Origin of the sequence: Rhodococcus sp. WAY2, assembly GCF_009859915.1 — a bacterium.
Classification (GTDB): Bacteria; Actinomycetota; Actinomycetes; order Mycobacteriales; family Mycobacteriaceae; genus Rhodococcus_F; species Rhodococcus_F oxybenzonivorans.
Map to the genome: position 1 here is coordinate 2,958,285 of NZ_CP046572.1, position 21,469 is coordinate 2,979,753.

General features: G+C 66.3%; 18 protein-coding genes, 1 tRNA gene and 1 riboswitch. Of the genes, 9 read left to right on the forward strand and 10 right to left on the reverse strand.

Going from position 1 to position 21,469, the window contains the following annotated elements:
- Positions 1-5: 5 nt before the first annotated feature.
- The 7 genes from GFS60_RS13755 (at position 6) to gcvP (ending at position 7,521) form a co-directional block, all read left to right on the forward strand.
- A complete protein-coding gene (locus tag GFS60_RS13755; RefSeq protein WP_159921947.1) occupies positions 6-749 on the forward strand; it encodes a DUF881 domain-containing protein in 744 nt (247 codons plus the stop codon).
- A gap of 42 nt (positions 750-791) precedes the next feature.
- Positions 792-1,196 (forward strand): glycine cleavage system protein GcvH, encoded by a 405-nt coding sequence (gcvH, locus tag GFS60_RS13760; protein ID WP_159921949.1) that lies wholly within the window; start codon positions 792-794, stop codon positions 1,194-1,196.
- A 314-nt stretch (positions 1,197-1,510) separates the two neighbouring features.
- Complete coding sequence (gene garA / locus GFS60_RS13765; RefSeq protein ID WP_109335060.1) at positions 1,511-2,011, forward strand: glycogen accumulation regulator GarA; 501 nt, start codon at positions 1,511-1,513, stop codon at positions 2,009-2,011.
- Complete coding sequence (gene ftsR / locus GFS60_RS13770) at positions 2,008-2,748, forward strand: transcriptional regulator FtsR (protein WP_159921951.1); 741 nt, start codon at positions 2,008-2,010, stop codon at positions 2,746-2,748. The genes garA and ftsR overlap by 4 nt, the downstream gene beginning before the upstream one ends.
- 147 nt (positions 2,749-2,895) lie before the next feature.
- Positions 2,896-3,369, forward strand: coding sequence for a bifunctional nuclease family protein (locus tag GFS60_RS13775; protein WP_109335061.1), 474 nt, complete (start codon positions 2,896-2,898; stop codon positions 3,367-3,369).
- A 271-nt stretch (positions 3,370-3,640) separates the two neighbouring features.
- The gene (locus GFS60_RS13780) at positions 3,641-4,261 is read left to right on the forward strand and encodes a MerR family transcriptional regulator (RefSeq protein WP_109329483.1); all 621 of its coding nucleotides are present in this window, start codon (positions 3,641-3,643) and stop codon (positions 4,259-4,261) included.
- A gap of 111 nt (positions 4,262-4,372) precedes the next feature.
- Positions 4,373-4,494, forward strand: a riboswitch (glycine riboswitch).
- A 174-nt stretch (positions 4,495-4,668) separates the two neighbouring features.
- Positions 4,669-7,521 (forward strand): aminomethyl-transferring glycine dehydrogenase, encoded by a 2,853-nt coding sequence (gene gcvP, locus GFS60_RS13785; RefSeq protein WP_159921953.1) that lies wholly within the window; start codon positions 4,669-4,671, stop codon positions 7,519-7,521.
- Between the two features lie 43 nt (positions 7,522-7,564).
- Here gcvP and GFS60_RS13790 read toward each other — a convergent pair whose 3' ends face one another.
- The 9 genes from GFS60_RS13790 to GFS60_RS13830 form a co-directional block, all read right to left on the reverse strand.
- Complete coding sequence (locus GFS60_RS13790) at positions 7,565-8,722, reverse strand: metallophosphoesterase (RefSeq protein WP_159921955.1); 1,158 nt, start codon at positions 8,720-8,722, stop codon at positions 7,565-7,567.
- A gap of 219 nt (positions 8,723-8,941) precedes the next feature.
- On the reverse strand, positions 8,942-10,729 hold the full coding sequence (locus GFS60_RS13795; RefSeq protein ID WP_159921957.1) for a substrate-binding domain-containing protein: 1,788 nt from the start codon (positions 10,727-10,729) through the stop codon (positions 8,942-8,944).
- 130 nt (positions 10,730-10,859) lie between these two features.
- Complete coding sequence (locus GFS60_RS13800) at positions 10,860-13,043, reverse strand: malate synthase G (protein ID WP_159921959.1); 2,184 nt, start codon at positions 13,041-13,043, stop codon at positions 10,860-10,862.
- 112 nt (positions 13,044-13,155) lie between these two features.
- Entirely contained in the window at positions 13,156-14,121 is a 966-nt protein-coding gene (locus tag GFS60_RS13805) for a sulfite exporter TauE/SafE family protein (protein ID WP_159921961.1), read from the reverse strand.
- Between the two features lie 262 nt (positions 14,122-14,383).
- The gene (locus tag GFS60_RS13810; protein WP_159921963.1) at positions 14,384-15,628 is read right to left on the reverse strand and encodes a saccharopine dehydrogenase family protein; all 1,245 of its coding nucleotides are present in this window, start codon (positions 15,626-15,628) and stop codon (positions 14,384-14,386) included.
- 37 nt (positions 15,629-15,665) lie between these two features.
- Positions 15,666-16,076: a DUF2784 domain-containing protein gene (locus tag GFS60_RS13815; protein ID WP_159921965.1), complete on the reverse strand. Its 411-nt coding sequence runs from the start codon at positions 16,074-16,076 to the stop codon at positions 15,666-15,668.
- A 72-nt stretch (positions 16,077-16,148) separates the two neighbouring features.
- A complete protein-coding gene (locus GFS60_RS13820; protein WP_159921967.1) occupies positions 16,149-16,565 on the reverse strand; it encodes a universal stress protein in 417 nt (138 codons plus the stop codon).
- A 105-nt stretch (positions 16,566-16,670) separates the two neighbouring features.
- Positions 16,671-18,125 carry an SDR family NAD(P)-dependent oxidoreductase gene (locus tag GFS60_RS13825; protein ID WP_159921969.1) on the reverse strand — a complete coding sequence of 485 codons (1,455 nt, stop codon included), beginning with the start codon at positions 18,123-18,125 and terminating at the stop codon, positions 16,671-16,673.
- 72 nt (positions 18,126-18,197) lie between these two features.
- Positions 18,198-18,283, reverse strand: a tRNA-Leu gene (locus tag GFS60_RS13830).
- Between the two features lie 107 nt (positions 18,284-18,390).
- Here GFS60_RS13830 and GFS60_RS13835 point away from each other — a divergent pair.
- Together GFS60_RS13835 and GFS60_RS13840 are read left to right on the forward strand one after the other, a co-directional pair.
- On the forward strand, positions 18,391-19,743 hold the full coding sequence (locus GFS60_RS13835; RefSeq protein ID WP_159921971.1) for a M20/M25/M40 family metallo-hydrolase: 1,353 nt from the start codon (positions 18,391-18,393) through the stop codon (positions 19,741-19,743).
- A gap of 33 nt (positions 19,744-19,776) precedes the next feature.
- Entirely contained in the window at positions 19,777-20,307 is a 531-nt protein-coding gene (locus GFS60_RS13840) for a YbhB/YbcL family Raf kinase inhibitor-like protein (protein WP_159921973.1), read from the forward strand.
- Between the two features lie 81 nt (positions 20,308-20,388).
- Here the strand turns inward: GFS60_RS13840 and GFS60_RS13845 are convergent, their stop codons facing one another.
- Positions 20,389-21,459 carry a quinone-dependent dihydroorotate dehydrogenase gene (locus tag GFS60_RS13845; RefSeq protein WP_159921975.1) on the reverse strand — a complete coding sequence of 357 codons (1,071 nt, stop codon included), beginning with the start codon at positions 21,457-21,459 and terminating at the stop codon, positions 20,389-20,391.
- Between the last annotated feature and the right edge of the window lie 10 nt (positions 21,460-21,469).

A 21,469-nucleotide genomic window follows, 5' to 3' on the forward strand; every position in this document is an offset into this window, starting at 1 on the left:
GGGCAATGAGCGGTCACGAGGGCAGACACGAACTCCACCAGGACGAATCGGCGTCGCGCCGGTCTCATGTCGTCTTCGCCGTGCTGGCCGCACTTCTTCTCGGTGGCCTGGGAATCGCGATCGTGACTCAGGTGAAGAACACCGGCTCCGGTGACACGCTCGACTCCGCGAGTCCGGCGGACCTCCTGGTCGTGCTCGATACGCTGAACCAGCGGGAGGCGGCCCTGCGGCAGGAGATCGCTACCCTCGAGCAGACGCTGGACACTTTACGACGAAGTGGTAGCTCGGGTGCCGCCCTCGACGAGGCACGCGCACGCCTGACCGCGTTGTCGATCCAAGTGGGGAGCGCACCGGCCACGGGGCCCGGGGTGACGATGAGCATCACCGACCCAGGGAAAGGGGTGGGCTCCGAAGTGCTCCTCGACCTCGTGCAGGAGTTGCGGGCGGCGGGTGCCGAGGCCATCTCACTGCAAGGCGCGCAGGGTGCTCCCATCCGGATCGGCGTCGACTCCTGGGTGTCCGGGTCTGCAGGCGATCTGTCGGTGGACGGTCAGCGCGTGACCGCGCCGTACAGCGTTGTCGCGATCGGGGATCCGCCCACCCTCGCGGCCGCTCTCAACATTCCCGGCGGGGTGGTCGACACCGTCGCGCGCAGCGGTGGACAACTCGAGATCGAACAATCACAGCAGGTCACGATCTCCGCCTTGCGGGAGTCGAAACCTCGCCAATACGCTCAGCCCGGAAATTGATCTTCGCATCCGCCCGCGGATTGCCATCGAAAGGACGCCACTGTGAGTGAGCTCGAAATTCCCGCCGATCGTCGGTACACAGCCGAACACGAGTGGGTCGAGCGGACCGGAGCCACGACGGTGCGGATCGGCATCACCGATTTCGCGCAGTCCCAGCTCGGTGACGTGGTGTTCGTCCAGCTGCCCGCTGTCGACGAGGAGGTGACTGCGGGCGAATCGCTCGGCGAAGTGGAATCCACCAAGAGTGTGTCCGACATCTTCGCGCCTCTCACGGCGAAAGTCGTTGCCGCAAATGCTGATCTGGACGGCAACCCGGAACTCGTGAACTCGGCGCCGTACGCGCAGGGCTGGCTCGTCGATCTCGGGGTCGACGACGAGGCGACGCTCGACGCCGCTCTCGCGGAGATGTTGGATGCGGCAGCCTATGCGGACATCACCGCAGGCTGATCTCGGCGGGCTGAGGAAGCGGTGTTCCGCCGCCTCCGGGAACCCGGCGGCCCCCGTCTCGGTCACGACGGGTCGATCCGGCGGCGTATTACCGGTTCGTAATGTGCTGGCGGCCTGTCTTACTACACGCACCGGCGCGCGCAGGGTACGGTCGAGGTGAACGCATGTGCCGTGTCGGGGCGCAGGTCCGTAGTTTGACTGTGGTTGTGGCAGTGCACGGAAGATAATGTGCACAAATATCGAATTATGTAGAACCGAGTGGCATTGCGTAGTCCAGCGAATCTTGCTGGATGATCGAACTAGGAGGAGAAACGGTGAGCGAGAACGGCAATGACGCGGTTTATGGGGAGTCCCCGGCGGAAACGACGTCGGTCTTCCGCGCGGACTTCCTCAACGAGCTCGACACCTCCTCGGCAACCCAGGCGCCGGAGGCTCCGGTGTCGGGTGTGGAGGGACTGCCAGCAGGTTCCGCTCTGCTCGTCGTCAAGCGCGGACCCAACGCGGGTTCACGCTTCCTGCTCGACCAGCCGACGACCTCTGCGGGGCGCCATCCCGACAGCGACATCTTCCTCGACGACGTGACGGTCAGCCGTCGTCATGCGGAGTTCCGCCAGGAGGACGACGAATTCCAGGTCGTCGACGTAGGAAGCCTCAACGGCACGTACGTCAACCGGGAACCGGTCGACTCCGCGGTGCTGGCCAACGGTGACGAGGTCCAGATCGGGAAGTTCCGTCTGGTTTTCCTGACGGGTCCGCGTACCACCGCGGGTGGCTCGCAGATCGGTGAGACGTCAGCTGGTGCGGGTAGCCAATGACCGCGGTGCGGCAGCAGCAGGCGCAATCGGGAATGTCGATCGGCTCGGTGCTGGATCGACTGCGGCCCGATTTCCCTGATGTGACGATCTCGAAGATCCGATTCCTCGAAGCCGAGGGTCTCATCAGCCCCCAGCGGACTCCGTCGGGTTATCGGCGCTTCTCGATCGCCGACTGCGAACGTCTGCGCTACGTCCTCACTGCGCAGCGAGACCAGTATCTGCCGCTGAAGGTCATCAAAGAGCAGCTCGAGGCCATCGACAGAGGTGTGGCCACGGTCGGTGCCGGCGACTCGTCGCCGCGCCGGCCGCGGGCCCTCACCGTCGCTCCGGGTGAGGTGTCACCCGAGGAGTTCCTCACCGATCGGGAAGTCCGGATCAGCCGCGACGACCTGATTTCCCGGGCAGGCATCGACGAGAAATTCCTCGTGGAACTCACCCGAGGAGGTCTCGTCGTGCCCGGCCCGGCCGGCTTCTTCGACGAGGATGCCGTGACGCTTGCACGCACGGCGCGGGCGATGTCCGAGTTCGGCCTCGAAGTGCGGCACCTGCGGGCATTCAAGCTCGCCGCCGACCGTGAGGCGGGGCTGGTGGCCCAGATAGCCGGGCCGGTGGCCAAGGGACGTGACGCGGGTGCCCGTGACCGCGCCGAGGAAATGGTCCGGGAACTGGCTGCGTTGTCGCTGACTCTGCATACGTGTCTGGTGAAGTCCGCTGTGCGCGGTGCCCTGGACCGGTGAGTTGTTGCCAGGCACGCCTCTGACGGGGAACTTCTCAACGACGCTGCCCTCGAACGGCTGTACGGTCGACAGCGGACACGAATCGAATAGAATCCTGGTAGGCACGGTGTGCCGCGTACGGACCATTGCAGCGTGGAGGCAGAGGCGATGAGCGAAATGCACGTGATCGGAGTTCGTGTCGAGCAGCCTCAGAGCCAGCCTGTTCTGCTGCTGCGCGAAACTGACGGCGACCGGTACCTCCCTATTTGGATCGGGCAGACCGAGGCCACCGCAATCGCACTCGAACAACAGGGTGTCGAGCCTGCCCGGCCTCTCACACATGATCTGATCAAGAATTTGATCGAGGCCCTCGGCCGCACCCTCAAAGAAGTGCGCATCGTCGAACTCCGCGAAGGCACGTTCTACGCCGATCTCGTGTTCGATCAGAACACGCGGGTCTCCGCTCGGCCTTCCGACTCGATCGCCATCGCGTTGCGTATCGGAGTCCCCATTTTCGCCGAAGAGTCGGTTTTGTCGGAGGCGGGACTCGTCATGCCGGACGAGCGTGAAGACGAGGTCGAGAAGTTCAAAGAGTTTCTCGAATCCGTCTCGCCGGACGACTTCAAGGCCACCGACGGCTAGGGCTCCTCTTCGCCCAGTAACGGTTGAGGTTCTTCCGGCGCGTTGCGTTGACCCTGACTGCTCGGAGTCATAGCGTTCGGTGCAGTGATTTTCTGCCTTGCAGATTCGATCGGGCGTACGCTGAGTAGGTTCAGGGTATGGATGTGCTCGGTGTCACTGGTGGCGACTACGCCGCCCGAGTGCTGTGGTGCATGCGCCGCGGCTACTGGCGACGCGTGTCACAGGCGCACTGATCGTCGGGTTCAGTGCAACATGCGAGAGGGAGTAGTCAGTGGGAGATCGGCCGCAGGAGAATCCGCTGAATCTTGCGCCCGGCGACAACGTTGCCGAGCCAGAGTTCAGCTCCGAAGAGATCCAGCCGGGCCTCTTCCCCGACGATTCCGTGCCTGACGACCTCGTCGGATACCGCGTCCCCATCGCCTGCCAGATCGCCGGAATCACCTACCGGCAGCTCGACTACTGGGCGCGGACGTCACTGGTGGTGCCGTCCATCCGTGGGGCGGCCGGCTCGGGGAGCCAGCGCCTGTACTCGTTCAAAGACATCCTCGTTCTCAAGATCGTCAAGCGCCTGCTCGATACCGGCATATCCTTGCAGAACATTCGTGTGGCCGTCGACCATCTGCGTAAGCGTGGGGTGCGCGACTTGGCCAAGATCACACTCTTCTCCGACGGCACCACTGTCTACGAGTGCACGTCCGCCGAAGAGGTTGTCGACTTACTGCAGGGTGGCCAGGGCGTGTTCGGTATCGCCGTGAGCGGTGCCATGCGTGAGCTGACCGGCACCATCGCGGACTTCCCGGCGGAGCGTGCCGATGGTGGCGCGCTCGAGCAGAGTCCCGAAGACGAACTCGCGTCCCGGCGGAAGACTCGCGCAAGCCGTAAGACGGGCTAAGTTCTCGTCGGGCAGACAAGCGCCGGGTCAAGCCCGGTCGTGTTCCACCGCAGAAATGCGTGACATGGGCGTGCGTGAAATGGTCGCGGGTGACATAGACTGTCGGTGCGTCGACGCCGTGCGGGAGAGTTCCGGGCACTGCATGCACAGAAAATCGTGTGTGGAGGACCCGGGCGCCGAAGGAGCAGCACCTCCCCGTCAATCTCTCAGGCACACAGGACCGTGCGGGCTCCGACGTCTCTGGAAAGCGGTGGGAGCACCCACCCGCCCACGGGGAAAGGGCCCGTCCACACCTGGACGCCGGTACCGAATCTCTCAGGCGCTCGAACGCGAGCAGGCGACAGAGGGGGAGGGACGCACCGCTGCGCGGGGCGGGTCCTAGTCCTCCGAACTGCTTGGGAGTTGTCGTGATCGACGCTGGAAGCCGTACATTCGCTGACCGCCATGTCGGCCCGAACGCGGCGGAACTCGCGCACATCCTCGACGTCGTGGGTGCCGGATCCCTGGACGACCTGGCGTCGAAGGCGGTCCCGGCCGCCATTCTCGACGGCGTCACGAATGGTGTGGCCGACGGGCTCGACGCTCTGCCTGCCCCGGTGTCCGAGCACGAGGCTCTCGCCGAGCTTTCTGCACTCGCCGCCCAGAACACCGTGGCGACCACGATGATCGGACTCGGGTACTACGACACCCTTACGCCTCCGGTTCTGCTCCGGAACATCATCGAGAATCCTGCGTGGTATACCGCCTACACCCCGTACCAGCCGGAGATCAGCCAAGGGCGTCTCGAGGCCCTTCTGAACTTTCAGACGATGGTGGCCGATCTCACCGGTATGGAGGTCGCGAATTCGTCAATGCTCGACGAGGCGACCGCAGCCGCTGAGGCCATGACACTCCTGCGGCGCGCGAACAAGTCCAAGTCGCCGCGGTTCGTGGTGGATGCCGATCTGTACCCGCAGACCCTCGCCGTGGTCGAGACCCGGGCCGAGCCTCTCGGTATCGACATCGTCGTCGCTGATCTGTCCGCCGGGCTGCCCGATGGTGACTTCTTCGGTGTCCTCGCTCAACTGCCGGGCGCGTCCGGCCGCATCGTCGACTACACCGACGTCATCGCCGAGGCTCACGAGCGCGGCGCCCTCGTCGCGCTCGGCGCCGACCTCCTGGCCCTCACCCTGATCACACCGCCCGGCGACATCGGCGCGGACGCCTGCTTCGGCACCACTCAGCGGTTCGGTGTCCCGATGGGGTTCGGCGGTCCGCACGCCGGGTACCTTGCCGTGCACACCAAGCATGCCCGCCAGCTACCCGGCCGCCTCGTCGGCGTGTCCGTGGACGCCGATGGTGACAAGGCGTATCGACTGGCTTTGCAGACCCGTGAGCAGCACATTCGCCGGGAGAAGGCTACGTCGAACATCTGCACCGCCCAGGTGTTGCTTGCCGTCCTCGCGGCCATGTACGCGAGTTATCACGGTGCGGAAGGCCTGAAGGCGATCGCGGAGCGTGTCGCGAATGCTGCGCACTCGCTCGCCGCCGCCCTCCGCAAGGCTGGGGTGACCGTGGTGCACGAGCACTTCTTCGACACCGTCCTCGTTCGCGTCGAGGGGCAGGCGTCGGCAGTCGTGGCGAAAGCCAAGGAGTCGGGAATCAACCTCCGCTTCGTCGATGCCGATCACGTCGGCATCGCCTGTGACGAAGCGACGACCCCAGCACACCTCGAGAGCGTTCTCGCGGCATTCGGCGGTGCCGGTGCGGTCGGCGTCGAACCGGGCACCGCGGTGCCCCACCCTCAGCGCCGCGGCTCCGACTATCTCCAGCACGAGGCCTTCACGCGGTATCGCACCGAAACCGGGATGCTGCGGTATCTGCGAGCGTTATCGGACAAAGACATCGCACTCGACCGCAGCATGATCCCGTTGGGTTCGTGCACCATGAAGCTCAACGCGACCGCCGAAATGGAAGCAATCACCTGGCCGGCGTTCGCCCGACTGCACCCGTTCGCACCCACCGGCGACGCGCCGGGGATTCTCCGCATCATCGAGGACCTCGAGAACTGGCTCGTGGCCGTGACCGGTTACGACGCGGTCAGCCTGCAGCCGAATGCCGGCAGTCAGGGCGAGTACGCGGGACTCCTGGCGATCCGCAACTATCACCTGAGCCGCGGCGACGACCACCGCGACACCTGCCTGATTCCCTCGAGCGCCCACGGCACCAACGCGGCGTCCGCCGTCATGGCCGGTATGCGCGTGGAAGTGGTGGCCTGCCGACCCAACGGTGACGTCGACCTCGACGACCTGCGGGCGAAAATCGCGGACCATGCCGAGCGCCTCGCCGCGATCATGATCACCTACCCATCCACCCACGGCGTGTACGAGCACGAGATCGCCGACATCTGCGCTGCCGTCCACGACGCCGGAGGTCAGGTCTACGTGGACGGCGCCAACCTCAACGCCCTCGTCGGGCTGGCCCGACCCGGTCGGTTCGGCGGCGACGTCAGTCACCTGAACCTGCACAAGACGTTCTGCATCCCGCATGGCGGCGGTGGCCCCGGTGTCGGACCCATCGGCGTGCGCTCCCACCTGACGCCGTTCCTGCCCGGGCACCCGCTGGCGCCGGAACTCGGCACTGCCGGACCGATTTCTGCGGCACCCTATGGAAGCGCCTCCATCCTGCCCATCACCTGGGCCTACATTCGGATGATGGGCGCGGTTGGACTGCGCCGGGCCAGCCTGACGGCCATCGCCTCGGCCAACTACATCGCACGCCGCCTCGACGAGTACTTTCCCGTCCTCTACACGGGCGAGGGTGGAATGGTGGCCCACGAATGCATTCTCGACCTGCGTCCGATCACCAAGGACACCGGTGTCACTGTGGACGATGTGGCAAAGCGTCTCGCTGACTACGGTTTCCACGCCCCGACGATGAGCTTCCCGGTAGCCGGGACGCTGATGGTCGAGCCCACCGAGAGTGAGAATCTCGAGGAGATCGACGCCTTCTGTGAGGCGATGATCGCGATCCGTGCCGAAATCGACAGGGTAGGGGCAGGCGAGTGGCCGGTCGACGACAATCCGCTGCGCGGAGCCCCGCACACGGCGGGCTGCCTCGTTGCCGAGTGGAACCACCCGTACTCGCGAGAGGTCGCTGTCTTCCCCCGAGGCAAGGCTCGGCCGAAGGTGTGGCCTGCCGTGCGTCGCATCGACGGAGCGCACGGTGACCGCAATCTCGTATGCTCCTGCCCGCCGATCTCGGCATTCGAAGGGGCCTGACGGCTGGGCCCGCCCTGCTCACCCGGGGCGGGCCCGGACCGGGTCAGTCGGCGCGCACCAGTTCGAGGATCGTGATCTCCGGCGGTGCGGCGACGCGTACCGGCGGGCCCCAGGCGCCGACTCCGCGCGTGGTGTAGAGAACCGTGTTCCCGATCCGATCCAGACCGGTCACCGAAGGTTGCTGCAGCGGCACGAGATAGCGGAGCGGCCACATCTGCCCGCCGTGCGTATGCCCCGACAGCTGCAGGTCCACGCCCAGATCCGACGCCTCCAGCGCCTGCCGCGGTTCGTGGGCGAGCAACATCACGAACGTCGACGGGTCACGTCCCGCGAGGGCTGCAGACAGGTCGGGCTCGTAGGGCGCCGGCGACGAGTAATCGTGAATGCCTGCGATGTCGATCGTTGCTTCGCCGCGGCGGAGAGCCACCCGTTGGTTCCGGAGGGTGGCGATGCCGAGACGGTCCCAGACATCCAGCCAGCGGCCGCCGTCGTCGGCGTAGAACTCGTGGTTTCCGCTGACACCGAAAATCCCCATCGGTGCGCGAAGATCCGCGAGGGGTTCGAGGTCGGGCGCGACCTTGGACACCGTTCCGTCCACCAGGTCTCCCACAATCGCCACCAGGTCGGGTTCCTGCGCGTTGATCACATCCACGACCTCGCGGGTGAAGCCCGCTCCTCGTGCCGGACCCACGTGGAGATCGGACACGAGGGCGACGCGCACACCGTCGAACTCGGGAGGAAGGCGCCGTAGCGGGACACGGACGCGTACCACCTTCGGGCGGGCGGCCTCGGCGACCCCGTATCCGGCGGCCACGACGGCGCCGACCGCGACAATCGACGTCGCGAGGCGCAGGGTGCGGCGCCGGGACAGGTCGACCTGATCGGCACTCTCGCCCCTGTGGCGCAACCGCGCGACAACGCGAACGACCAGCGAACCGATCGCCACCAGGAGCAGGCCCAGCACCAGATACAGCAGTGCTCCGAGCCACGCCCACCCCACGAAACCGGGAGGTCGCGCCCATCCGGTGTCGAATACCTCACCGCTGCCGGCGCCGATCACGGCAAGAACCCACAGCACGACGAGGACGACATCGACGACGACGGACCACGGCCGGGTCAGGCCCGTGGCCCGCACGAGCCGCCGGTGAAGCCACCAGGTGAGCAGGGCGAGGACGACGCCGAAGACAACGACCCTTGTCATCGGACTACCGCGGGGGAAGCGGCCCGCTGTGACACGGGTACGAGCGGGTGAGGGAGTCGAATCTCCGGATACATGGCGGTGCTTTCTGTCACGGTGTCGTCGCACCCGTCGACGACGTCAGCGGGGTCCTTGCAAGGTGATGTTCCGGGCCGACGGCACGCAGCTGCGCTCGTGCTAGTGCGGTCGAGCGCCGATGCCCGACTTCCGGCGCGGAAAGGGTCAAGACAACAACTTGCCGATGGCTGTGGCCAAAGCGGGTCCGTCGGAGGACGGGACCTTCTCGAGCGACCCGCCGGTGCGATCGGCGACGGCCTGAAGGGTATTGAGATCAGAGTTCTGCCCGATGGTCACGACGTCGATGCGAACAGGCTTCGACGGATCGCCCGCGGCTGCGAGGGACGCCAGGAGATCGGCGCGCGTGAGCGAACCGTCGTCGTTAGCGCCGTCGGTCAGGAGCAGCACCGAGTTCGTGCGTCCCGGGGTGTATCCGGCGACCGCGCTCTTGTACGCCGCCTCGAGCGAGGCGTAGGTGGCCGTGCCGGCGGCCGGGACGGCCTTCGCCAGCCGGGCACCCAGGGCTTGCCTGCGGCTTCCCTCAATGAAACCACCGGCCGAGAGCGGGCCGGTGGCAACCACCGTCGTGTAGGGGCGGGTTCCGTCGAGGTTGGTGCTGTATTCCCACAACCCCAGGCTCGAGGCGTCCGGCGAGCGGCTGACCTGGGCCGCCAGTGCAGCAGTCGTATTCGTCAAGCGTGAGGTGGCTCCCTCGCCGGCACCCATCGAACTGGAGACGTCGAGCAGAATTGTCGACGTCCGTTCGGTCACGGGATTGCGGATGACCCCCATCATCGCTTCGGCGGCCGCGGAATCGGCGGGCAACAGCGTGGTGGGGAAGCCGGGGAACGTCAAGGCTGTGTCATCCGGCCTGCCAAGTCCCTCCACCCTGAAGCCCGCATCAGCGAGCACCTGACCCTGCTCCGGCTCGCGAAGAAACTCCGTGAACTGGGCAGCGGCCCGGCTCTGCGTCTCGTCGACAGCGGGCCCCGACAAGATGGCCGCCGGATGATCCGCTACCGGGGTCGCGCCCTTCGGCACGAAAGTGGTGACATCTGAGCCAGGGGCCTCGCGCAGCGCCCGGTAGACCTGCTGTTCGGTGACCGGTACCGCGTGAATGCCCTCCATGGACGGGTCGTCCGCGTCGGCGAGGAGGGTGAGGGCCTCGCGCGTCGTCGCCGGCTTCGCGCCGGGCAGTGCTTGATACCCGAGCGCCAGCCCGGTGAGCGCGGAGGTGACCTGGGTCGATCCGGCCTGCTCGGCCGTGACCGGGCCGGCAGAATCGCCGGCAACGGAGGCGGCGACGGCTTCGACCGCCAATTCTGTACTGCCGGAGCCGGATCCGACGGGTAGCGCCAATCCCAGGCTTCCCCACTCGGAGAGCCCAAGGGTCGCCAATGACCCTCGCCCTGTCTGCAGCGACGGCAGATCTTTCCACTCGACCGCAGCGGTGGTCAGGGCGTTCTCGAACTCGGACCTCACGGCGAGCACCACGGGGCTCGCGGCAAGGGGGCGAGCCTCGCCGTTGACGACGGCGGGCGGCACCTGACGGACCCATTGTGAACTGGACGGAATCCACAATGCAGGACGCGGGCCGAGAAGCTTGTCGTCCCACGCGCCGTCCGGGCCTGCGATCAGGGCATCGCGCACCTCGCCAGAGTCGACCGGCGTGACGGTGACGGAGATGCAGTGATCACGGATGACGGGGGAGGTGGCGGTGAAGCGGTCCGCGAGAGTCCGGATATCTGCGGCGATGTCCGGGTCGGCTGCGACAATGAGCACACTGTCACCCTCGACACACGCGCCTGCCGCTGCGGCACCCTGATCTTCGATTCGGTCGGCCAGCTGGAACCAACCGAACACTCCAACGACGATCACCACGACGAGGCCGAGCGCGATCAGGGGTCCCTTACTGATACCCCTGGCGCCCTTTCCACCGCGATGATTTCCCACGTGGTTACCTGCTCCTGTCGGTCGAGTCGATCGAAGTCGACTTCCGCAGTGTAGTGAAGCGTGGAGCGGAAGCCGGAAAAGCGGCCCCCGTCACCAGATGATGACGAGGGCCGCTGACCGTGCGCAGTACTCAGGCGTTGGCGGCCTTGTACTCGCGACGACGGCGATGCAGGATCGGTTCCGTGTAACCGCTGGGCTGCTTGCCGCCTTCGAGGATCAGTTCCTTCGCCGCCTGGAATGCGATGCTGTCATCGAAGTTCGGCGCCATCGGGCGGTACGTCACATCAGCCTCGTTCTGGCGGTCGACAACCGGTGCCATCCGCTCGAGGCTGGCGACCACGTCGTCCTCGGTGACGATGTCGTGGCGCAGCCAGTTCGCGAGGAGCTGGCTGGAGATCCGCAGCGTGGCACGGTCCTCCATCAAGGCGACGTCGTGGATGTCGGGCACCTTCGAGCAGCCGACGCCGGCGGTGATCCAGCGGACGACGTAACCGAGGATGGACTGGCAGTTGTTGTCCAGTTCCTCCTTCTTCTCTGCCTCGGACCAGTCGGTGCTCGGGGCGAGAGGAATGGTCAGGATGTCGTCGAGGGTGGCCCGGGGCTTGCCCTTCAGTTCGTCCTGAACAGAAAAGACGTCGACCTGGTGGTAATGGGTGGCGTGCAGGGTGGCGCCGGTGGGGGACGGAACCCACGCGGTGTTCGCGCCGGCCCGTGGGTGACCGATCTTCTGCTCGAGCATCTCGGCCATCAATTCGGTCATGGCCCACATGCCCTTGCCGATCTGGGCCTTACCCTGCAGTCCGGCAGCCAGACCGGTGTCGACGTTCCAGTCCTCGTAGGCAGCGATCCACTTCTGCTTCTTCATCTCGGCCTTGCGGACCATCGGTCCGGCCTCCATCGACGTGTGAATTTCGTCGCCGGTGCGGTCGAGGAATCCGGTGTTGATGAACACCACCCGCTCCGACGCCTCCTTGATGCAGGCGGCCAGGTTGACCGTGGTGCGGCGCTCCTCGTCCATGATCCCCACCTTGAGGGTGTTGGCGGGCAGCCCGAGGACTTCCTCGACACGGCTGAAGAGTTCGGTGGTGAACGCGACTTCCTCGGGACCGTGCTGCTTGGGCTTGACGATGTAGATGGAACCGGTCCGGCTGTTGTCGAGGGGGCCGTTGGCCTCGCTGACGGACAGTCCGTGGACCGCGCAGAGGCTGGTGACAAGGGCGTCGAGGATGCCCTCGGGCACTTCGTTGCCGTCCGAGTCGAGCACTGCCGGGTTGGTCATCAAGTGACCGACGTTGCGCACGAACAGCAGTGACCGTCCGTGCAGCGAGAGTTCGCTGCCGTCGGGTGCGGTGTAGGTGCGGTCGGCGTTGAGCTTGCGCGTGAAGGACTTTCCGCCCTTGGCGATTTCCTCGACCAGGTCGCCGCGGTTGAGGCCGAGCCAGTTCCGGTAACCGATCACCTTGTCATCCGCGTCGACCGCGGCAACCGAGTCTTCGAAGTCCATGATCGTGGTGACCGCGGACTCGAGGACGACGTCCTTGACACCGGCGGCGTCGGTCTTGCCGATCGGGGACTCGGCGTCGATCTGGATCTCGGCGTGCAATCCGTTGTTGCGGAGCAGAACGCTCGTGGGGGAGTCCTTCTCACCGAGGTAGCCGACGAACTTCTCCGGCTGCGCGAGAGTCGTGATGTTCCCGCCGTCGAGTTCGACCTTCAGCTCCGCGCCGTCGACGAAGTACCGGGTGGAGTCGGCGTGCGACCCGGACGACAGGGGTGCCGCGGTGTCGAGGAACTGGCGAGCCCACGCAATAACCTTGTCGCCACGGACCTTGTTGTACCCGCTGCCCTTCTCCGCGCCGCCTTCCTCGGAGATGGCGTTGGTGCCGTAGAGGGCGTCGTACAGCGATCCCCACCGCGCGTTCGAGGCGTTGAGCGCGAACCGTGCGTTCAGAATGGGCACGACCAGCTGCGGGCCGGCCGTCGACGTGATCTCGGTGTCGACGTTCGCGGTCGAGACCTCGAACGGTTCCGGAGCGGGAACCAGGTAGCCGATCTCCTCGAGAAAATCCTTGTACTCCGCCGCGTCGATGGGCTTGCCGGCGCGGTCACGGTGCCATCCGTCGATGCGGGACTGCAGTTCGTCACGCTTCGCGAGGAGGTCCCGGTTCTTCGGGGCGAGGTCGTGAACAACCTTGTCGGCGCCGGCCCAGAAGGCGTCGACATCGACTCCGGTTCCGGGAAGAGCTTCATTCCCGACGAAGTCGTAGAGAACCTTGGCGACCTGAAGACCGCCGACCTGAACACGCTCAGTCATGAATAGCCTCACTCTTCCGCTATCGGAGCACCGGACGGGTGCCATGAATCGCGACCAATGTTACCTGGGAGTAAAGGCGTGGGGCCGATGACGTCCGGCCTGGCGGATGCGCTCAGACCTTCCCGCCGGTGGAAGGCTCGAAGACCGGGGTTTCCGGCAGTGCGGACAACTCGGGGCCGGTGCCGAAACGCTGCAAGTCGCCCGCGGCCTCCGCTGCGCTGAGGCGCGAGCGGCGCCATGCGACGACCAGCAGTCCCGCCCACAACCCGACGAGCACGACGTAGCCGAATGCCGACAGCGCTCCACTCACGTCGAACGTTGAAAAGAGCTTCTGTGCGTTGGTGATCACGATGATTCCCCCGACGCCGGTCCCGAGCAGCGTCGCCGGGACCCGGCTCACCAGCCACGCCGCCAGGGGTGCAGCGAGGACTCCGCCCAGCGCCAGTCCGGCGATGATCAGCAGGTTGTCGAAGAAGGCGCTACCGAGGCCGAAGATGAAGCCGAGACTGGCCGCACCGGACACCAGGAACTCCGAGGCGCTGACAGACCCGATGACGGTCCGCGGTGCAGTTTTGCCGCGGGAGAGCAGGGTGCTCGACGTGATCGGACCCCAACCACCGCCACCGCTGGCGTCGATGAATCCACCGAACAAACCCAGCGGCGACAGAAATGCGGCCGTGTGAGGGGACGTTCGGGCGCCGTCGACCGCCGGCGGCCGGATCGAGAACCGGAGCAGCACATAGATTCCGATGGCCAGCAGAATGGTGGCTGTCACCGGGGCCGCCGCTGCGGTCGACAAGCTGGACAGGACGACGGCACCGAAAAAGGACCCGATCGCGCCGGGCACGCCGAGTCGCAGGACGAGCGACCAGTCGATGTTGCGGAATCGCCAATGCGCCGCCCCCGAAGCGAGGGTCGTGCCGACCTCCGCGAAATGAACGGCAGCGCTCGCCTGCGCCGGCCCGACCCCACTGACGACGAGCAGGGTCGTGGCCGTCACACCGAAAGCCATCCCGAGCGCTCCGTCTACCAGTTGGGCACCCACGCCGACCAGCGTGAAGATCAAGAGCTTGAACATCGGGACTCCGAGCGGGGGAAGCGAACGTCAGGACAGCGAAAGACCGGCCCGTAGGCCGGTCAGCAACATCCCTGATCGAAAGCATGACCCCGGCGCGACGGCCAGAACGGCATGAGAGCGAGCACGGCCGCGGGGCCTGCCATCGCGCTCGAGCCGTTCATGGACACTCCGTAAGCCGTGAGAAAAGGCGCGGACTGCCCGCGCACGTCGTTCGAGATTAGCGGGGCGGTTCGACGCCTGTCACGTCGACCCGCCCGGCCCGTCACAACTTGCGTGCCGAGATTTCCAGACCTGCGTCGCGGAGTCGGGTGACCAGGACGTCACCGAGCGCCGTCGCCGGAGTGAGGACACCGGCCGCGGCGGGGAGCGCATCGCCGCCGAGAACCAGGCCGAGCGCGGATTCACCCAGCATGACCGCGGTGGCGCGGTACCCCGGATCGCCTTGCGCCTTCACCCGAGCGGTGTACCGGGCACCCGTCGTGGTGGTCGTATAGATGTCGATCGTGAAGTGGCCTTTGCGTTGCGCATCCTCGCTCGGACCTTCGCCGGGTGCGGGAAGAACCCGGTCGAGGAGGTAGCGGGTGGGCGGGACGCTGAGGCCGAGTACCAAGCCGCCCAGACCGACGGCGACGGCACCGGCGATGAGAGGCGAGACCGGAGACTTGCCGACGCTCATGACCTCGCGATACTTGAATTCGCGCCCGTACGCCCATTTCCGGAGGGCGTTGCTGCGCCGCACGACGCGGGTGTTGTAGGACGCCATCACGAACGGCGCCTTCCAGCCCTCGAGTTCGGGGGCGATGTCCTTACCGTTGACCACGCTGACATCGGACTGTTTTCCGAGATCGGGTTCCTGAGACCGGTCCGGGCTGAGCGAATAGGGCGACGCCGCGAGCCGGCGCAGCGCCGAATCCTTCTTCGACACGTCGACCTGGGTCCGAAGGGAGTCGATGGTCCCTCCACTCACGCCGCCTCGGAGCGAGGTGACGACCAAGGTGGTGTCGGTGAGTTCGCCGGCCCCGTCGGCCTGCACGGCTTCGTGGAGTACATGCACTCCGATGTCGGACGGAATGGAGTCGAAACCGCAGGAGTGCACGATTCGTGCGCCGGTCTCACGGGCTTTGTCGTGGTTGGCGTCGATACTGTCGCGGGCGAACAGCACCTCACCCGTGAGGTCGACGTAGTCGGTGCCGGCCTCGGCGCATGCCGCGACGAGGCCGTGCCCGTACTTGGCGTAGGGACCCACCGTCGTGGCGACCACTCTGGTGCCGGCGGCCAAGGCGGCGAGCGACGCCTGATCGTCCGAGTTCGCGACGATGATTGGCCACTGTGCCGCGCGGGGGCCGAGCGACGATCGCACCGATTCGAGCTTGGCCTGCGAGCGTCCGGCAAGGCCGATTCGCACATCGTCGGGCGCTGTGCGGGCGAGGTAGTCGGCGAGAAGTTTGCCGACGAAGCCGGAAGCCCCGTAGACGACCAGATCCAGTTCACGTGCGCTGTCTGTCATGGCTCGACACTACAAGCTCGTCCAGCCACTCCGGGGGCTACGAACCGGCGTGACCGGAAGGGGTGTGCGCGAATGTGCTGCGGGCCCGGACACGGAGAATGCCGTAGCCGGCCCAGGAGAGGACGACGCCGAGGGCGGCCGATATCTGGATCGCGCCGGCAGCCGACTCTGGGTACAGAACTCCGGTCAAGTAGTGGTCGATGAACCCGGAGGACGGCAGTGGAGCCTGTCCGGCCTGCACCCGGGCCCAGCTCTCGAGATGCGTGAGTGGGCAGTCGATACCTACGAGGAGTCCGGTGAAACCCCAGGCGACGGCCGCGACGTGGAGGCCGATCGTGCGCGGCAGGCGCCAGGCGAGGAAGCCGCCGGCGGCGACATACAGGATGAAGGCCAGGTGCACGACGACCGTCGCGTCGGCAACCACCCTGTAGAAAGCTGCACTCCCCATCGGTGTACTCCTGGTTCCGGGACCCGCCCTGTCATCCTAGGCGCGGCGCCGGCCCGGCCGCCGGAAGAGCGTTCAGGCGGAACCGTGCAGTTCTTCCTTGACGACGAGAACCGGGATGTCGACCTCGAGGAGGAGCCGTTGCAGCCAGCGTTCGAGAAGGAACTTGCCGATCGGTGACATGCGTCGGGTACCTACGACGAGGAGGTCGGCACCACTACGGTCCACCAAGGTGTGCAGCGCACTGACCTGGTCGCCGTCGCCCGCCTCGGTGCGCAACTCCCACGAGGCCTCGCCGACGCCGTTACCCTCGAGCGTGGCCTGGACTTCGGCGCACAGAGCGGAACGATCCGATTCGGCGTCCGCATCCGCAACCTCGTCGACGACGGAGAGAACCACGAGCTGTTCGTGTCGATGCACGGCCTCACGGGCGGCGTGGACGATCGCCGCCCGGCCCTCGGGGCTGTCTCGGTGGACAACGGCGATCGCCATGTGTGGTGCCTCCAGTTCAGGATTCGTTTCGAACCCCATTATCCCCGTGCACCAGTGTCCTTCGGCTGTGTTGATGCTCTCTGGCGCGCCGGATGGGGTGCTCGGTCACCAGGGGGAGGGTTCGTAATCCTTCAGGAAGCAGCCGTGCAGGTCGATGCCCTGCTCACCCTGCACGATCGGGTCGTACACCCGCGCCGCGCCGTCGACGAGGTCCAGGGGGGCGTGGAAACCCTCGTCGGCCAGCCGCATCTTCGTGTAGTGCGGTCGCTCGTCGGTGATCCAGCCGGTGTCGACCGCCGTCATGAGGATGCCGTCGTCGAGCATTTCCTTGGAACTGGTCCGCGTCAGCATGTTCAGCGCTGCCTTCGCCATATTGGTGTGCGGATGCCCTGGTCCTTTGTATGCCCGGCTGAATTGACCTTCCATCGCCGAGACGTTCACCACATACTTGCGCCGGGCGGCGGCCGCCGCCATCGCGGGTCGCAGCCGGGATACCAGGATGAACGGCGCTACCGAATTGCACAATTGCACTTCGAGCAGCTCGATCGGGTCGACCTCCTCGACGGTCTGGACCCAGCTGTTCGTGTGCGCGAGATCGGGCAGGAGGCCCCCGGCGTCGATGGCGAGACCCTGCGCGATGCGATCGGGGGAGGCGGATTTGGCGACGAGTGCGAGGGAGCTGACGGATTCCGGTGCCATCGCCGCACCGGCCATGGCCGACACGTCGGACAGGGAGCCGGCCAAAGCCGCCGGGTGCGCGTCGCTGGTCTTTCCAAAAGTCAGGACGTCGGGAAGAACACCGGCGGGCAAGGCGCCCGATTCCGCGTCCGCCAGTGCGCTGTAGGCGCCGGGGGAGCGCCGCACCGTCTGGGCGGCATTGTTGATGAGAATGTCGAGGGGGCCCTGGGCGGCAACGGAATCGGCGAGAGCGACCACCTGCGCGGGATCGCGGAGGTCGATACCCACCACCCGCAGACGGTGGATCCAGCCGGCGCTGTCCTCCATCGCCTTGAACCGTCGGATCGCGTCGTTGGGGAACCGTGTGGTGATCGTGGTGTGCGCGCCGTCGCGGAGCAAGCGCAACGCAATGTACATCCCGATCTTGGCGCGACCACCGGTGAGGAGCGCCCGGCGTCCCGTGAGGTCGGTGCGTGCGTCCCTCTTCGCGCGGCTCTTCCCGGCGCAGTCGGGGCACAGTTGGTGATAGAACGCGTCGACCCGCGTGTACCGCTGTTTGCAGATGTAACAGGGGCGGGGACGGATCAGCGTGCCCGCGGTGGCGCCGTCGGCGTTCGACGTGAGCGGAATGCCGGCGGTCTCGTCGTCTATCCGATCAGGCGACCCGGTCGCCGTGGCGGCGACCACCCGGCGGTCCGCCTCGGCGACAGCATCCCGGGCGGCGAGTCGGCGCCGCTTCTTCAACTTCTTGAAGAGATGGCCCACGGCGCGCTGCACGGTGACCGAATCAGGGTCGGATTCGTCCAGACTTGCGGCCTGATCGAGAACCCGCAAACAGATCTCCAGATCTGCCGGATCGATTGCCGTCGCTGTTTCACCCATCGAACTTCGCCCTCTCACGAAGAAGGCCCCGGTTCGATGAACCGGGGCCTTTTCGTCTGTCTCAACTCAGAGTGTCCGAGGGGGGACTTGAACCCCCACGTCCGTTAATAGGACACTAGCACCTCAAGCTAGCGCGTCTGCCATTCCGCCACTCGGACTCGCACCCATTTCCTGGGCGCTGGGAAAGACTATCCGATGAAGCGCCACGGCCCAAATCGCCCCTTTCACCTGAGCGTTTCCGGTGGCGCGGTGGTAGGAAAGTGAAGTGCCGACTACACAGGAAACGCCAGGCCGGGGTCGCGCCGAAGCCGAGGTCGTCGAGCTCGTCAGCTCACTGATCCGCTTCGACACGTCCAACACCGGGGAACTCGCCACGACCAAGGGTGAGCGTGAGTGTGCGGAGTGGGTCGCCGCTCAGCTCCAGGAAGTGGGATACGATACGGAATACGTCGAATCGGGGGCGCCGGGGCGGGGGAACGTCTTCGCGAGGCTGAAGGGGTCGGACCCCACCCGCGGTGCGCTGATGTTGCACGGTCACCTCGACGTCGTGCCCGCCGAGCCCGCCGATTGGCGCGTCCACCCGTTCGCCGGCGCCGTCGAGGACGGCTACGTGTGGGGCCGCGGCGCCGTCGACATGAAAGATATGGTCGGCATGATCCTGGCGGTGGCCCGCCAGTTCAAGGCCGAGGGAATCGTTCCGCCGAGGGATCTCGTGTTCGCGTTCGTCGCCGACGAGGAGGCCGGGGGCAAATACGGCTGCCAGTGGCTCGTACAGAATCGTCCCGACCTGTTCGAAGGTGTCACCGAAGCCGTCGGCGAAGTCGGTGGGTTCTCGCTCACCGTTCCGCGCCCGGACGGCACCGAGCGACGGCTGTATCTGGTGGAGACCGCGGAAAAGGGTCTCGGCTGGATGCGTCTGACGGCCAAGGGCAGGGCCGGGCACGGCTCGTTCCTGCACACCGACAATGCCGTCACCATTCTCGCGCAGGCAGTCGCCCGCCTGGGTGCGCACACCTTTCCGCTGGTCATTTCCGATTCGGTCGCCGAATTCCTCGCCGCTGCAGGCGAGGAAACGGGCCTCGATTTCGATGCGACGTCGCCCGACCTCGACGGCACCCTGGCGAAACTGGGCAGTATCGCCAATATCATCGGCGCCACGCTGCGGGACACCGCGAACCCCACCATGCTGTCCGCCGGCTACAAGGCCAACGTCATCCCGCAGACCGCGGAGGCCGTGGTCGACTGCCGCATCCTGCCCGGTCGGCAGGCCGAGTTCGAGGCCACCGTCGACGAGCTGATCGGGCCCGACGTGCAGCGGGAGTGGATCACCAACCTCGACTCCTACGAGACGACGTTCGACGGTCACCTGGTGGACGCCATGAACGAGGCGATCCTCGCGCACGATCCCGGTGCGCGGACCGTGCCGTACATGTTGTCCGGCGGCACGGACGCCAAGGCATTCGCCAAGCTGGGTATCCGATGCTTCGGCTTTGCGCCGCTGCAGCTGCCTCCCGACCTCGACTTCAGTGCCCTGTTCCACGGCGTCGACGAACGGGTACCGGTCGACGCACTACTGTTCGGGACGCGTGTGCTGGAGCACTTTCTGCTCCACAGCTGATCCATCGCCCATTCGCGACAAGAGAGGAACCGCATGTCCTACGACCCGTACGAAGCACTTCCCGACCTGCCGAGTTTCGAGCTGACCTCCGCCGACGTCACCGACGGGCAGCCGCTGAAGAAGGATCAGGTCAGTGGAATCATGGGAGCCGGCGGCTTCGACAACTCGCCACAGCTGTCGTGGTCGGGATTTCCGCCCGAGACCAAGAGTTTCGCGGTCACCGTGTTCGACCCGGATGCGCCGACCGCCTCGGGTTTCTGGCACTGGGTAGTGGCGAACATCCCGGCGGACTGCACGTCTTTGGTGAACGGTGCCGGTGACGACGACGGTACCGGGCTCCCGAATGGCGCGATCCAGCTGCGGAACGACGCCGGGCAGCGCCGCTTCATCGGGGCAGCCCCGCCCCAGGGGCACGGCCCGCACCGCTACATCGTCGCTGTCCACGCTCTGGACGTCGACACCCTCGACGGCGTGAGCGAGGATTCGACTCCGGCATTTCTGGGATTCAACCTGTTCTCGCACGCCATCGCCCGGGCGAGGATCACCGGCACCTACGAGCAGTAGGTCAGACAGCAGCAGGTCGGAAATCGGTTGCCGGCGACTTCTCTCGGAAGTCGCCGGCCACCGGTCGTTGAGGCACCCGTATCAGCGGATTACTCCCGCGCCCACCGCGTCCCCGATGCTGTCGAAGCCGGCGTCGCGGACCTTGCGCGCCAACCCCTTGTGGATACGGCGCGCCCAGAACGGTCCGCCGTAGATGAAACCCGTATACCCCTGGACCAGCGTGGCCCCGGCCAGGATGCGTTCCCAGGCCTGCTCCGTGGTCTCGATCCCGCCCACCGAGATCAGCACCAGCCGATCGCCGACCCGCGCGTGCAAGCGGCGCAGCACTTCGAGGGACCGTTCCGCGACCGGTGCGCCCGACAGCCCGCCCGCCCCGATCGCGGTGACCTCGGCTTTCGGGGTCCGCAGGCCGTCACGCCGGATGGTGGTGTTGGTGGCGACGATTCCGGCGAGACCCAACTCGACCGCGAGATCAGCGACGGCGTCGACGTCGTCGTCCGACAGGTCGGGGGCGATCTTCACCAGGACGGGAACGTTGACGGTCTCCTGAACTGCGCGAAGCAACGGCCGCAGCGACTCGACAGCTTGCAGGTCGCGTAGTCCCGGTGTGTTGGGTGAACTGACGTTGACTACCAAGAAATCGGCAAGGGGCCCGAGAAGCCGCGCACTTGCTGTGTAGTCGGCGGGCGCTTCAGCCGTGTCGACGATCTTGGTCTTGCCGATGTTCGCCCCGATCGGAACACTCGCGCGTCGCTGCCGGAGATGGTTCGCGGCATTGCCTGCGCCGTGGTTGTTGAACCCCATTCGGTTGATCAGGGCGCGGTCGGCGGGCAGCCGGAACAAGCGGGGAGCTGGGTTGCCGGGCTGAGCCTGCGCCGTCACGGTTCCCACCTCGGCGAAACCGAATCCGAGGGGACCCCACGCGTCCACACCGGTGGCGTCTTTGTCGAAGCCGGCGGCCAGTCCCAGCGGGGCGGGGAAGTCCAGTCCGAACACGGTGTTCCTCAGCACCGGATCATTGACCACGAGGACCTTGCCGACCAGCTGGCGGAGCGGGGTGACGCCTGTGGCCAGGCGCATCGCCGTGAAGGCCAGATGATGAATGCGCTCCGGGGGAACGAGGAACATCAGCCGCAGGAGCAGGTGATACAACGGGATCTCC

Bases quoted from the DNA above. Each gene is read 5' to 3' on its own strand.
- GFS60_RS13800 (WP_159921959.1), bottom strand. From the start codon at position 13,043: ATGACTGAGCGTGTTCAGGTCGGCGGTCTTCAGGTCGCCAAGGTTCTC.
- GFS60_RS13840 (WP_159921973.1), top strand. From the start codon at position 19,777: ATGTCCTACGACCCGTACGAAGCACTTCCCGACCTGCCGAGTTTCGAG.
- GFS60_RS13820 (WP_159921967.1), bottom strand. From the start codon at position 16,565: ATGGCGATCGCCGTTGTCCACCGAGACAGCCCCGAGGGCCGGGCGGCG.
- GFS60_RS13825 (WP_159921969.1), bottom strand. From the start codon at position 18,125: ATGGGTGAAACAGCGACGGCAATCGATCCGGCAGATCTGGAGATCTGT.
- GFS60_RS13755 (WP_159921947.1), top strand. From the start codon at position 6: ATGAGCGGTCACGAGGGCAGACACGAACTCCACCAGGACGAATCGGCG.
- GFS60_RS13805 (WP_159921961.1), bottom strand. From the start codon at position 14,121: ATGTTCAAGCTCTTGATCTTCACGCTGGTCGGCGTGGGTGCCCAACTG.
- GFS60_RS13810 (WP_159921963.1), bottom strand. From the start codon at position 15,628: ATGACAGACAGCGCACGTGAACTGGATCTGGTCGTCTACGGGGCTTCC.
- GFS60_RS13775 (WP_109335061.1), top strand. From the start codon at position 2,896: ATGAGCGAAATGCACGTGATCGGAGTTCGTGTCGAGCAGCCTCAGAGC.
- GFS60_RS13790 (WP_159921955.1), bottom strand. From the start codon at position 8,722: ATGACAAGGGTCGTTGTCTTCGGCGTCGTCCTCGCCCTGCTCACCTGG.
- ftsR (WP_159921951.1), top strand. From the start codon at position 2,008: ATGACCGCGGTGCGGCAGCAGCAGGCGCAATCGGGAATGTCGATCGGC.
- GFS60_RS13815 (WP_159921965.1), bottom strand. From the start codon at position 16,076: ATGGGGAGTGCAGCTTTCTACAGGGTGGTTGCCGACGCGACGGTCGTC.